The organism is Hymenobacter sp. HD11105 (assembly GCF_054051685.1).
This window is the reverse complement of record NZ_JBSWBR010000002.1, coordinates 629,425-642,861: the sequence shown is the minus strand read 5'-3', so window position 1 is coordinate 642,861 and position 13,437 is coordinate 629,425. Positions and strand designations below refer to the sequence as shown.

The window sequence follows — 13,437 nt, the reverse complement described above, 5'->3', positions numbered from 1 at the left end:
ACGACCTATGGTTGTGTGTTGCTTCAACTTCGGTGAGGGCCTTTGGATACGAGTATGTATAGACCTGCAAGATGAAGGACAGGGCCTGAGCGTAGGATTCGTAAGCGAATATCTGTTACTATTGATAAACTGAACATTTTTCGTCAGCTCTCCTCAAAACCTGTCATTTGGCCTTTGAGGTTCAACTGTCATTCACGCATGCTACCACTCCCTCGTTTTTCTACCGTAGCTGGACTACTCGCCTTGGCCTTGGCCAGTTGCCAGTCTCAATCTAGCTCCAACACCACGGAGGCCACGCAGTCAGCAACTGCCACTACCGAAGCTGCCGCTTCTACTGATACTGTCAGTTCGGCCAGCATCAGCAAGTACCTGCAAGCCGTGTCGTCGGATGAGATGATGGGCCGCAAGCCGTTTACCGTGGGCGAGGAACGCAGCACCCAATATTTGGCCGACCAATTCAAGCAGCTTGGCCTCCAGCCCGGCCCCGATGGCAGCTACTTTCAGGCTGTGCCGCTGGTGGAAATAACGGGCACCCCGGCCGCTACTATGCAGATCAAGGGCAACGGCAAAAGCCTGAACTTGCAATACAAGACCGATTTTGTGGCCTTCACTCAGCGCGAGCAGCCCCAGGTGACCGTCACTAACTCTCCGCTGGTATTTGCTGGCTACGGTGTGGTAGCGCCCGAATACGGCTGGAACGACTACGCGGGCCTCGATGTGAAAGGCAAAACCGTGGTGGTACTCGTGAACGACCCCGGCAACGCGGGCACCGACACCACCCTGTTCAAAGGCAAGGCCATGACCTACTACGGCCGCTGGACCTACAAATACGAGGAAGCCGCCCGCCAAGGCGCCACCGGCGTGCTCATCGTGCACGACACCAAGCCGGCCGCCTACCCGTGGTCGGTGGTCCTAAGTGGAGCCATCAGCCCCAAGCTGCGCGCCCAAACTACCGACAAAGGCGCCAGCAAGTGCGCCATCGAAGGCTGGCTGACACTTGATGCGGCTAAGCGTCTTTTCCAGGCCGCCGGCCAGAACTACGATCAGCTTTACGCCGCTGCCAATCAGAAAGGCTTCCGTCCTCGCCCACTCGGCAACCTCACAGTCTCAGCCAGCATCCAGAATAAGCTCCGACGCCAGACCAGCCGCAACGTGCTGGCGGTGCTACCCGGCACTACTCGCCCCAATGAGTACATCATCTACTCGGCCCACTGGGACCACTTTGGCGTGGGCAAAGCCATTGCCGGTGACTCCATCTACAACGGCGCCGTGGACGACGGCACCGGCCTGGCCGCTCTGCTGAGCATTGCCGAAGCCTTCCAAAAAGTCCCCCAGAAGCCCGCCCGCAGCATCGTGTTTCTGGCCGTGACGGGTGAAGAGCAGGGCCTTCTGGGTTCGGCTTACTACGCCCAACATCCGGTGTTCCCGCTCAACAAAACCGTGGCCGACCTGAACATGGACATGCTCTGGCCCTACGGCAAGATGAAGGACCTCACCGTCATCGGCTACGGTCAGTCGGAGCTGGAGGAGTACGCCCGCGCTGCCGCCAAGGAGCAGGACCGCTACATGCTCCCCGACCAAACGCCCGAAACCGGCATGTTCTATCGCTCCGACCACTTCAGCTTCGCCCACGTGGGCGTGCCCTCGCTCTACGCCAGCGGTGGCTTCGAGAGCCGCACCCGCGGCAAGGAATACATCGCCCAGCAGCGTCAGAACTACACCACCAACATGTACCACAAGCCCGCCGACCAGTTCGACCCCAGCTGGGACTTGTCCGGCATCACCCAGGACGCGCAGTTGTACTTCCGCGTTGGGCAGCGCTTAGCTAGCGAAACTACTTTTCCGCAGTGGAAAGCAGGCTCGGAGTTTAAAGGTGCGCGGGATAAGAGCATGAGTCAGTAGCTGTTTTGCGCCGCTGCAATTAATTGCTGTGCTGGTACTTTTCGATAAAAGACACTAACCCCTTCACTGAGCAGGGCGAGAAATACTTTTTACCGGAGTCTTCTGTGCCGTTGGATACAATTCCTACAACGAGCCCTTGCTTATCCACCAGCGGCGCCCCGCTCAGTCCCCCGAATTGCTCGGGCACTACTATATCCTTCAGGAGTATCCGGTTGCCTATCGTTTTATAGTAAGCAAACTCATACACCCGCTGGGGGCCACTTTCCATGTGGCGAGTCCAGCCCACCACGTACAGCTTCTCTCCCGGCGTTAGCGGCGCCGTTCGGATTTCCAAGGGCTTCACGGCGGAACGGTTTGACTGAAGTGAAAAAGCCAGCCAGTCCTCATCGTAAGTCGTTTTGTCTTTCAGGGCCTCTGCCTTATTCTCGTTGAGCAGCTTATTCGTTACAACTATATTCTGTGGGTTGCTCAATGAGAATAAGGACCAGCCTTTGAGGCTGTTGCCAAAGGAAACGCTGTTCATCTCTTTGGTCTTAATTACTTTGAGCAAGTGCTTAGCCGTAATGGCGAAGGTGTCATTGTGGTGCTTTAGAAGGAAGCCACAACTGAATCGTGGCTGGTTGAATTCTGAGTCGGTGAAATCAATCCGGTTGGTCAGGGCAATCTCTGGGAACGTCTTTTTGGAGACCTGCTCCCGCCCGCTACATTTAGTTGTAAGCAGGGCAAGCATCAATAGCGCGATAAACCGCATATTCTTTCTCTTAAAAAGCGCTGTTAGAATCGACGAAGCACCTAAGATATTCAATGGTGGTTACTGCATCAAAGTTGTTAACCAGGTAAATACAAAAGCCAGTGACACCTCTCTTCAGGATTTGCCACTGGCTTTTTTGGGCCTTGAGTATACCCAATACTTTCGCTTTTGCAGTCAAGATCGCCGTTTAGAGTCGCGGGTCTACTGCTTCGCTTTCCAGCGCCAGCACGCCGAATACACACTGGTGCACCTCGCGCAGCGGGGCGCCGGCTACGAAACGTTCCAGACCTTCCACACCGAGGGCAAACTCCCGCAGTGCTAGGTTGCGCTTGCCTTTTACGGCCCGCTCCTTCAGGCGCTCCAGGTTGCCGGGCAGCAGGTAGTCGGGGCCGTAGATGATGCGCAGGTACTCGCGGCCGCGGCACTTGAGGGCGGGCTGGATTAGGCCTTTTTTGGTGGCGGGAATGAACTCATAGGGCTTTACCACCATGCCTTCGCCGCCGGCTTCGGTGAGGTCGGTCCACCACTGGGTAGCGGCTTCTACGGCGGCGGGGTCTTGCAAATTTACTACGTGGTAGGTGGTGGCGCGGAGCAGGCCGGGATCTTGGAGGCTGAGGGCGCGTAGGGTTTCCATGTGCCAAGCATGGTCTTTATCGAAGTAGGTGCGGCCCTCGGTGGCTAGTAGATGAAAGGGCGCCAGGCGCAAATCGTCCAGGCTTTCTACCGGCCAGCAGTAGCGACGGTAGGCCTCGGCGTAGTGAGAGGCAGCGGTGCGGCGGGCCGTGGTGCGGGCCAGCAGGGCTTCTACGCCATCGAGGCCGCGGGTGGTGGCTTGGGCTAGTGTGGCCTCGGCCAGGGGCAGGGCAGCGTCGGCGGCCGCAGCTACAGCGGCGTACTGGTTCTTTATCAGTTCCTGAGCCTTGGCCGACCACGGCAGCAGCTCGGCATCGAGGCAAACCCAGTCGGTTTGAAACTTCTCCCAAAAATCTCCCCCCGTAAGCGCCGCTTGCAGGCGGGTGAGGAAGGCAGCTTCCAGAGCGGGGTCGTTGAAGAAGTTGCGGCCGGTGCGGGTGTAGCACTTGCCTGGCCCCTCGCCTACAACCCCGAAGCGGCGGCGCGCGGCGTCCTCGTCGCGGGCCAGCACCACCACTACGCGGCTGCCCATGTGCTTTTCCTCGCACACCACGCGCTCCTCGCCTTGGCGGCGGAAATAGTCGAAGGCCTCGGCAGGGTGCTCCAGCAAGTCGGGCAGTGGCGAGGTTTCGGTGGGCGACATGGTGGGAGGCAAATACAGCAGCCACTTGGGGTTGAGGGCAAACCGGCTCATCACCTCCAGGGCGGCAATGGCGTTTTCCTCCCGAATGGTAACCGATGGCAGCAGACGCGGCCGGATGATTTGCTTGCCCGTCACGTCGCGAATATCCAGCAGGTCGTCGTGCTGCTGTTGGGCGGAGAGGTCGGTTTGGGTGGCCTCCAGAAGCTGAAGGGCGCGGTAATTCAGTGGGCGCACCGGCTCGCAGTACACTTGGGCAGCGGCCACAGCTACCAACTCCCGCTCGGGGTAGCGCAGGGCGGTGAGTTGGCCGCCAAACACGCAGCCCGTATCAATGTCGATGGTGTTATTCAGCCATTCAGCCTCAGGCACGGGCGTGTGGCCGTACACCACCATGGCCCTGCCCCGATACTCGGAGGCCCAGTTGTAGCGCACGGGCAAGCCAAACTCGTCAATCTCGCCGGTCGTTTCGCCAAACAATGCAAATGCCCGCACGGCGCCCGAGCCGCGGCCCTGCATGTCTTCGCGCATGCCGGCGTGCGCCACCACCAGACGGCCACCATCCAGCACATAGTGACTAACGAGCCCATCCAGAAACTGCCGCACCTGGCTTTTAAACGTATCCGACTCGGCCGCGAGTTGCTCCAGCGTTTCGGCAAAACCGTGCTGCACGTTTACATTTTTGCCCCCCAGATGGCGCAGCAGCTTAATATCGTGGTTGCCGGGCACGCATAAGGCCAAGCCATCCTGCACCATGCGCATAACCAAGCGCAGCACTTGCGGCGAGGCCGGGCCACGGTCAACTAGGTCGCCTAGGAAAATGACTCGGCGTTCAGCTCTATTAATCTCTGCCCTAGCTCCTTCTTGGAAGGAAGTAGAGCCGAATGTTATGGGTTTATTCTCTTCTGAAGCATCTCCTGAAGCTTCAGAAGCAACAGGCTCAGAACGGCGCGTCACCCGCACACCTAAATCGCGCACGTCCACCACCGGCTCTACTTCTACCACATAACCCAGTTTATCTAGCATCTGCACCAGCTCGTCGTAGCAGCCGTGCACGTCGCCGATTATGTCGAAGGGGCCGGTTTCGTGCTTTCGGTTGCTGTAAAGCGGGTCGCGCACGATAGCCTGCACGGCGTTTATTTCCTCGGGGCCGTGCAGGTGATAAATGTGCCGAAAGCCTTCCTGTTTAAGGGTTTTGAGGCTGCGGCGTAGTTGTTGGCGCTGCTGGGGCACCACGTGGCGCGGCATGTGCCGACGCTCCGGGCGGGCTTGGTTGCGGTCCTCGGCTACGCGGTCGGGCACGTCGAGGATGATGACGGTGGGCAGCACGTGGTAGTCGCGGGCCAGCTGCACGAGGACTTTGCGGGCCTCGGGCTGCACGTTGGTGGCATCTACTACCGTGAGCAGGCCGCGCTTGAGGCGCACGCCTACCAGGTATTGCAACAAGGCAAACGCATCGGGCGTGGCCGACTGGTCGTTTTCATCGTCGGCAACCAGGGCCCGGCAGTAGTCCGAAGACACGATTTCGGTGGCCCGAAACAAGCGACGGGCAAACGTACTCTTTCCCGCCCCCGACGTGCCCATAAGTAGGACTAGCGAGAGTTCGGGAAGTTTTAGGGTCGTCAGAGGCATAAAAGCAAAGCGGGCGTATATTTAGGAATAGCTTATTTGGCAACGTTAACGGGTTTCTAGCTTATTCGGCACGATACGATGGCACATATAAACTCCACATATCACGATTTAGCTAGGCTGGTATACAAAAAGCTAACAAAGACGAACTATCCACAGCCCAGCGAGAGCATATTAACTCATCTGTTCGAGAACCTGTTTTTTACGAGCCTCAAAACGGAAGAAGGCCAGCTCATTAAGGTCACCGTCACCTTCATCGATCCCGCCGACCCCGACCCCAGCCCACCAGAGCGCATTGTGGCCGACCGCTGGAATTATATCCGCTTCCGAAAGCGCATTCCCTTCACGGTGAAAAACATCGTGAAGCTGTCGAAAGCAGCCGACCCCTGGAGCTCGTCGCTGGCCGTTTATTACGACTCCAATAATGAGCTGTATATCTGGGGAATGATCGACCAAGCGGTTCACTACCAAGATTTTCTCAATTACGAAACCGAATCCGGCTCCGAACAGCCCGGGTTTTTCCAGACCACCATATCCGACATCGGAAGCATTTATGTAATGCTCGATTACGAGCTAATCGCCACCTTAAAGCAGAACACGCTGATCAGCAATTACGTCGATGTTTTTAGAAAAGGCACCGTAAACGCTATACTAAAATCATTTTCCGAACCATATAAAAAGGCAATTCGGAATTATATTAAAAAACAGCACAAAGATGAAGACCCCAGAGACTGGGATGAGTACATAGAAACCTCTATAATTCAGTCGTTATCGCGCATACTGCTTAAAACTCAGAACTATCATCACGGGGGGGCATTTTTGATAACACCGTATAAAAAAGCCGGTCTAAATGTAAAGCACGAGTTATCATATGATCGTTTATACAAGGCAATAGTAAATTATATTCAGCTAAATATCTCTCACTATAAATACTCAAATGCTATAGCCGATCAATTCTCAAGAGACGAGAAAAATCTGCTTCCTGTATCGTTATATGTAAGCGAAAACGTATCGGAAGCGCAGAAAAATGAAACGAGTGACGAAATAAAAGGTGCCATCCGATTTATTTCTTCCCTTTCCTGTATTGATGGTTTAGTGGTGCTGACCACCGATTTAAAAGTCAAAGGGTTCGGCACTGTTATTCGGTCTAAGCCTTTGCCACAATACGTATATGTATCTAGAAGCGCTACCGTGCGCGATGAAAAAATTACAGCCGTAAGTCCTAATCAATTTGGCACGCGGCACTGCTCTATGTTTTCTTACTGCTGGAATAATCCTGGGAGTTTAGGATTTGTTATTTCTCAGGATGGGGACATTCGCGCTATTACAAGAGTAGAGGATAAATTAATTATCTGGGAAAATATCAAAGTCCAACAATTTATTAAAAGCGAAAAAATAAGTAGGCCGCTTCACATTAAAAGTGAACTTGGCAAGCAACTAGCACAGCCTAGTGCGAGTGGACACCGGGAAGGACGAAGCTAAATGCGATGTAAGTTTGACGAACAATAGTAATAGCTAGCTTAGCCCGGCGGGCATGCGTACGCGCCGGTTAGCCCTCATCCCGCTTCACCCCTTTCTGTTTGCGTTTATGCTGAAAGCATCCTTGACCTTCGTGCTATTGCTGACAACTATGCTGGCCCAGGCCGCCGCACCAGAGCCCATTGTAATTGCCAGCCCCGACGGGGCCGTGCGGGTTTCGGTCAGCCTTAGCAATCAGGGCGCGCCCATTTATTCGGTAGCTTACAAAGACACGGAGCTGCTGCGGCCATCCGGCTTGGGTTTGCAGCTGGCCGACGCGGATTTAAGCAAAGGGCTCAAGCTCACCAGCGCTGGCAAATCGGCGCCCGTCACCGACAGCTACACCCTCACCAACGACAAGCGCTCGGCTTGCCGCTACCAGGCCAACCGGCGCGAAATCACGTTCTCGGGTAGCCAAGGGCGCACGCTCAGCGTGGTGTTTCAGGTATCGAATGATGGGGTGGCTTTTCGGTATGTGCTGGGGGGCAAATCCAAGGAAATGCAACGTATTCTGGCCGAAAAAACCACCTTTAAGCTGCCAGCCGCAGCCAAAGGATGGCTCCATCCGCACGCGGTAGCCCAAACGGGGTGGGCCAACACGCAGCCGTCGTACGAGGAATATTACAAGATGAGCATAGCGGCCGGCACGCCGTCGAGTTTGGGGCAGGGCTGGTCGTTTCCGGCGCTGTTTCAGGCGGCCGGGCACTGGGTACTCTTGACCGAAGCCGGCATGGATCGCAGCTATTGCGGCACCCACCTGGCCCACCTCTCGCCCGATGGCGAGTACAGTATTGCCTTCGTACAGGAGCGCGAAGGCACCACGCCCACGGCTCCGACCACGCCCGAATCGACGCTGCCGTGGAGCACGCCGTGGCGGGTGTTGGTAGTGGGCCCCACGCTGGGCAACATCGTCGAATCGACGCTTACTACTGACCTCAGCGCACCCACCAAGATTAAGGATACCGCCTTTATTAAGCCGGGCAAGGCTTCTTGGAGCTGGGCCTTGCTGAAGGACGAGGCAACGGTGTACGACGTGCAGAAGAACTTCATCGACTACGCGGCCGATATGAAGTGGAAGTATTGTCTGATTGATGCCCTTTGGGACAAGCAAATCGGGTACGATAAAATGACGGAGCTGGCCACCTACGCCCGATCCAAAAACGTGGATCTGCTGGTGTGGTACAACTCCAACGGCAGCTGGAATAAAGCCCCCCAGACGCCCACAAACGTGCTTTTCGACCCAGCATCCCGCAAAAAGGAGTTTGCCCGCTTGCAACAAATGGGTATCAAAGGCGTGAAAATCGACTTCTTCGGCGGCGACGGACAGTCGATGATGAATTACTACCAGGACCTGTTGGAAGACGCGGCCCAGGCCAAGCTGCTGGTCAATTTTCACGGTACCACTATCCCCCGCGGCTGGACGCGCACTTACCCCCACCTGATGACCATGGAAGCGGTGCGTGGCTTCGAGTTTCTGACCTTTGAGCAGGCCAACGCCGACCAAGAGCCCACCCACTGCGCCGTGCTGCCCTTCACTCGTAACGCCGTCGGCCCCATGGACTTTACGCCCATGTGCTTTTCCGAAATTCCCGGTCAAAATCGCCTTACTACCAACGGCTTCGAGCTGGCGCTTTCGGTGTTGTTTCAATCGGGTATCCAGCACTACGTGGAGGTGCCGGAGGGCATGAAAAAGCAGCCGCCCTTCGTGGTGGACTTTGTGCGGAATTTGCCCCCCAGCTGGGACGACGTGAAGTTTCTGGACGGCTTTCCCGGTGAGTATGCCGTGGTGGCCCGCAAAGCCAACAACAAATGGTACGTGGCCGGCATCAACGGCACCCCCACCGACCGCACCATCACCCTTGACCTATCCAAGCTGGGCGCAACCAAAGGTGGCACCCTCATCACCGACGGCACCACCAACCGCGACTTCAGCACCCGCAGCTTCACCGGTACGGCGCTCACGCTGCCGGTAAAAGCACGCGGCGGTTTTGTGCTGGAGTTGAATTGATATATAATTAAATATTTATACTATTTAGTCGTCAATATCAGTTCATAGAATTGAGCAGTGATACGATAATAGAAGCTCACTTCCTATATAAACCTAACAGCATGAAATCGTTCTTTTTAATGGTCTTATCACTGATACTTTGTTGTTCCTGCAATAATGTCAAAGAAGAAGTTAGTACTAACAAAGAAATTACGGCAAATGACAACATACGCCCAGAGATTGAAAAAACAGTTAGTGCCATAGCAAAGAAAAATATAGTTACTGGTCCTTATATCGGAGAAGCTGCTGAGATTTCAGTGCAATGGGAGAGATATCATCAACTGTTGAAAAACGCCTCCGCTGACGAGCTACATACTTTAACGAACAATAAAAACGGTGCTGTTAGATATTATGCATTTAAAGCTTTAGTTACCAGAGACTCTACTAAAATCCTTCCTTTAGTACTACAACATTTACATGACACTGCACAAGTAGTTTTTCGAGCTGGTTGCTTAGGTGGCAGAGAGATGGTAGGGGATAAATTGCTGAGTATGGTTTACAATAAAAATTTATCAGATAATTACCATTTGACTAATAACCAACAAAAATTAGTTGATTCTATTTTAATTAATGATAAAACAATTTTACTATCAGAAAGACGCAGGGCTATTAATGATCTAATTCCTTCAGATCATAATTACAATAAAATAAGAGAGATAGTAGAAACAGAGCAAAACGAGTTAGCGTTACTTATATTATCAAAGTACAGGCGACAACAAGACAAGCAGCTAATTGCTTCTTTTTTCGAAAAAGGAGAATCCCACTATTATGCTCTTATGGCTGTCGAAGAATTTCCAGATGTATATTTCTATCCTTTTGTTAAAGAACTATTTATTGAAGAATGGAATAAAGATCAGAAAGATTGGAAGAACTTGGATTATTGTTATCAGATACTGGCAATGTTTCCCAATCCATCTATTTATAAGCTTTTTGAGACAACATTGATTTCGTATGATGAATTTCGACGCGAAGCCTTGGGAGAATATTTACTAACAGCAATCACAAAGCATTCTAATAAGATATGGGAGCCTTTAAAAGAAAGAATAAGGCTTAATGAGAAATATATGGAGCAAAGGCGCGAAATATATGGTAATTAGTAACTGAGCGTTAACCACTTATGGAGTGTCATCGCTCAAACACCGCCAACTGCGAAGGCGCTCCTACTTCTTCCACCTCGCGCCCTAGCGGCTCCACGCGCACGCGGTAGCCGTGACGCTCCGCAACTCCCGCCGCCCAAGCCGCGAACTGCGCCCGCGTCCACTCGAAGCGGTGGTCTTGGTGGCGGAACTCCCCGGCGGATAGGGTTTCGTAGCGCTGGTTGTAGTCGGCGTTGGGCGTGGTGACGAGCACGGCGCCAGGGCGGGCGCGGACGAATACCACCTGCTCAAAGGCCGCTAGCCGGTTTTCGTCGAGGTGCTCGATGACTTCAACTACGGCCGCCGCATCGTAGCCGCTGAGGCGCGGGTCGTGGTAGAGTAGGGAGCCTTGCACCAGCGTGAGCCGCTCTCGCTGCCTGGGGGGCATTTCTACGATATGCAGGCGCTCGTGGGCGCGCTGCAGCTCGCGGTGCGACACGTCCATGCCCAGAATGTGCTCGATGTGCGGGATTTTGAGCAGACGACGCACCAGCTTGCCTTCTCCGCAGCCCAAATCGAGCACGCGCTTAGCCCCGAGGCGGCGTATTTCTTCGGCTACATGGTCGAGGCGCAGGTCATGGAGGGAGATTTTTTCAGCTTGCTCAACAGTGGCTTCATTAGCCAGAGCATCAACCGTCTCTGCTTCCTCCCCCACCAACAGCCGTTCCAGCGTCGGATCGACGTACTCGCGCAGATTGCGCAGGTAGCGGCGCGTGATGAACTCGCGGTCGGGGTGCAGGGGCAGCCAGTCGCCGCCGCGGTGCAGGAGCTTGTCGGCCTCGGCCTGCCCGATGTAGTAGTGCTTGTCGTTGTCGAGGACGGAAATGAGCACGTAGAGGTGGCTTAGCAAGTCGCGCAGACGCAGGGCCGGGTGGCGCAGGCGGAGCGTGAAGTAGCGGCTGTCGCCCCAGGTCGGCACGGTGGGGTCGAGCGGGTGGGCTTCCGTTTCAATTTCGTAGCCTAGGGGGGCAAAAAGGCGTTGGAGCTGGCTGGCGTTGGCGGCGGGCAGCGCGGCTACGGTCGCTTCGAGGGGCAAAAGCGTGTCGGGCAGGTCGGGGCGGTCCTTGCAGGTGCCGTTCATAGCTGTATTGAAGGCTTTTACCAGAGCCGTGCTCATAAATGAAGAAGCCGCGTAGGGTCGGTCGTTCACGTATTGCTCCAGGGCAAAGCCTTCGCCGGCCGGGCCGCGGTGGTTGCGCACCAGCGCCACCGGGTCGATATCGAGCAGCAAAGCGGCGGTGCAGCGCTCCGCGGTGGCTTCAGGGTAAAAGATGTGGGCCTGCCCGTAGGCAATGTCTACCGACTGCAGGCGCGCCGGATTCTTGTGCAGCAGGTAGCCCAAATCAGTGGCGGGCTGGTGGGTAGTGGTGATGGTGAGCAGCATAAGGAGAAGCTAAACCGGCAAAAATGCCCCCCAAGATACATGGGTTGGGCAGGCCCGCACTCAGAAGATTTAGTCAGCACCCAAAAAAAGCCCCCGGCTTATTCCGCCTGCCTGTTCAGCTCGCTTCGCAATTTCTTAACGCTGCCATCACAGCTTGATAACTGGCTCTTTACACGACGGTAACATGCCCCCGATACTTTTGGGCATTCTTAGTACGCAACCTCTTCCCCTACCTAACTATTTGTTTATGAACAACATTACCCTCTCAGCACGCCTTTCTGCCTTAGCTCTGGGCGCCGCGCTGACCAGCTGCGAAACCGACAAAGGCAACCAGCCCAGCATTCCGGTTAACAAGGCGGTGAAGCTGGAAAACCATTCGGTAACGCCGGCACTGGTCAAGCCCTTGTCAGGCTTCGACAACCTCAAAATCTATTCCCTCATCAGCTCCGACGACGTGCTGCCCGCCTCGCCCGAGTTTATGTTCGGCGGCTCGGCCGACGGTGCGGGCCTACTCCGCAACCCCGACGGCAACGGCTTCACCATGCTCGTCAACCACGAGGACAACCTGTCTATCTCGCGGGTACAGTTTGATAACAACTTCAAGCCCGTGAGTGGCGAATATGTGCTGAACTCCGATGGGGGCCGGTGGCGCCTATGCTCGGCCACGCTCGTAACCCCCAAAGAACACGGCTTTGGCCCGGCGTTCCTGAGCGCCGGCGAAAGCGACGTGAATGCCCAAACCCATCTGATTGACCCATTTGCGCCCAACAACACCCAAGGCATGGCCAAAGGTATTCGCGGCCTGGGCTATTGGAGCGCCGAAAATGCGGTGCCTCTGCCTAAGTCGGCCTATCCCGGCAAAACGGTGGTACTGACCGGCGAAGACGCTTCCGACGCCACTGGGGGGCAATTGGCGCTCTACCTGAGCAACGTAGTGGGCGACCTCGACGGCGGGCAGCAGTACATGCTCCGCCGCACCGACCTCAACCAGAAGGAAACCGACATCAAAGTGGGCCAGAAGTACCCCATCGAGTTTGCTCTAATTCCAGACCACAAGAACCTGACCGGCAACCAGATGCAAGCTCAGGTTGACCCGTTGAAAGCCATCAAGTTTGGCCGCGTTGAGGATATCGACTACCGCAAAGGCCACGAGAACAACGGCAAAGGTAACCGCGACAACGGCCGCGAAATCTACTTCAACGTGACTGGCCAAGCCGCTTCCGGCGCCAACGCCGACAAGTCGCGGACGGTGTGGGGCCGCGTATACCGCCTCGTGCTCGACGAGAAAAACCCACTGAAAGGCACTTTGGAAGTAATTCTGGACGGCGACGACCGCACGGGCATTGCCGGTGAGTTTCAAAACCCCGACAACATCTGCGTAACTGAGAACTACGTGTATGTGCAGGAAGATTCCAACGGCTACGGCCCCGAGACCCACGATGCCTACATCTATCAGTATGCCATCAATGGGGGCGGGCTGAAGAAAGTAGTGGAGCTGGACCACCGCCGCACCGAGGCGGACGCCGCTAAGTACAACGTTGGCAGCGGTGCTTCGCGCAAAGGCAGCTGGGAGTACGGCGCTATGCTCGACGTATCCGACGACTTAGGTGTTCCGAACACGTTTGTGGTATGCATTCAGCCCCACAGCTGGACCGGCCAGAAGTACCGTGATGGTGGAGCTAAGCCTAACAATGGCAACAGCCAAGCCAGCCAGCTAGTCGTGATCAGCGGCCTTCCCCGCTAGTAACATCTTACATACAGAAAGCCTCGCCTGATCAAGGCGAGGCTTTCTCATAT

At 55.2% G+C, this 13,437-nt stretch carries 8 protein-coding genes; 5 read left to right on the top strand and 3 right to left on the bottom strand.

The genetic code is table 11. From position 1 onward, the window contains the following. Positions 1–198 precede the first annotated feature (198 nt). Complete coding sequence (locus ACW9KT_RS08960) at positions 199–1,902, top strand: M28 family metallopeptidase (RefSeq protein WP_457079477.1); 1,704 nt, start codon at positions 199–201, stop codon at positions 1,900–1,902. Between the two features lie 19 nt (positions 1,903–1,921). On the opposite strand, the gene ACW9KT_RS08955 is transcribed toward ACW9KT_RS08960, so the two are convergent. After that, complete coding sequence (locus ACW9KT_RS08955; RefSeq protein ID WP_457079475.1) at positions 1,922–2,632, bottom strand: trypsin-like serine protease; 711 nt, start codon at positions 2,630–2,632, stop codon at positions 1,922–1,924. 208 nt (positions 2,633–2,840) lie between these two features. Continuing rightward, positions 2,841–5,558: a polynucleotide kinase-phosphatase gene (locus ACW9KT_RS08950; protein WP_457079473.1), complete on the bottom strand. Its 2,718-nt coding sequence runs from the start codon at positions 5,556–5,558 to the stop codon at positions 2,841–2,843. A 78-nt stretch (positions 5,559–5,636) separates the two neighbouring features. On the opposite strand from ACW9KT_RS08950, the gene ACW9KT_RS08945 reads away from it, so the two are divergent. The 3 genes from ACW9KT_RS08945 to ACW9KT_RS08935 all read left to right on the top strand — a co-directional run bounded on the left by ACW9KT_RS08945 (position 5,637) and on the right by ACW9KT_RS08935 (position 10,217). Continuing rightward, a complete protein-coding gene (locus ACW9KT_RS08945) occupies positions 5,637–7,037 on the top strand; it encodes a putative sensor domain DACNV-containing protein (RefSeq protein ID WP_457079471.1) in 1,401 nt (466 codons plus the stop codon). 106 nt (positions 7,038–7,143) lie between these two features. Beyond that, positions 7,144–9,081 carry a glycoside hydrolase family 97 catalytic domain-containing protein gene (locus ACW9KT_RS08940; RefSeq protein ID WP_457079469.1) on the top strand — a complete coding sequence of 646 codons (1,938 nt, stop codon included), beginning with the start codon at positions 7,144–7,146 and terminating at the stop codon, positions 9,079–9,081. 101 nt (positions 9,082–9,182) lie between these two features. Beyond that, positions 9,183–10,217, top strand: coding sequence for a hypothetical protein (locus ACW9KT_RS08935; protein ID WP_457079467.1), 1,035 nt, complete (start codon positions 9,183–9,185; stop codon positions 10,215–10,217). A 28-nt stretch (positions 10,218–10,245) separates the two neighbouring features. On the opposite strand, the gene ACW9KT_RS08930 is transcribed toward ACW9KT_RS08935, so the two are convergent. Then, on the bottom strand, positions 10,246–11,640 hold the full coding sequence (locus ACW9KT_RS08930) for a 3' terminal RNA ribose 2'-O-methyltransferase Hen1 (RefSeq protein WP_457079465.1): 1,395 nt from the start codon (positions 11,638–11,640) through the stop codon (positions 10,246–10,248). A gap of 247 nt (positions 11,641–11,887) precedes the next feature. Between ACW9KT_RS08930 and ACW9KT_RS08925 the strand changes: the two genes are divergently transcribed. Beyond that, a complete protein-coding gene (locus ACW9KT_RS08925) occupies positions 11,888–13,384 on the top strand; it encodes a hypothetical protein (protein WP_457079463.1) in 1,497 nt (498 codons plus the stop codon). Positions 13,385–13,437: the final 53 nt, after the last annotated feature.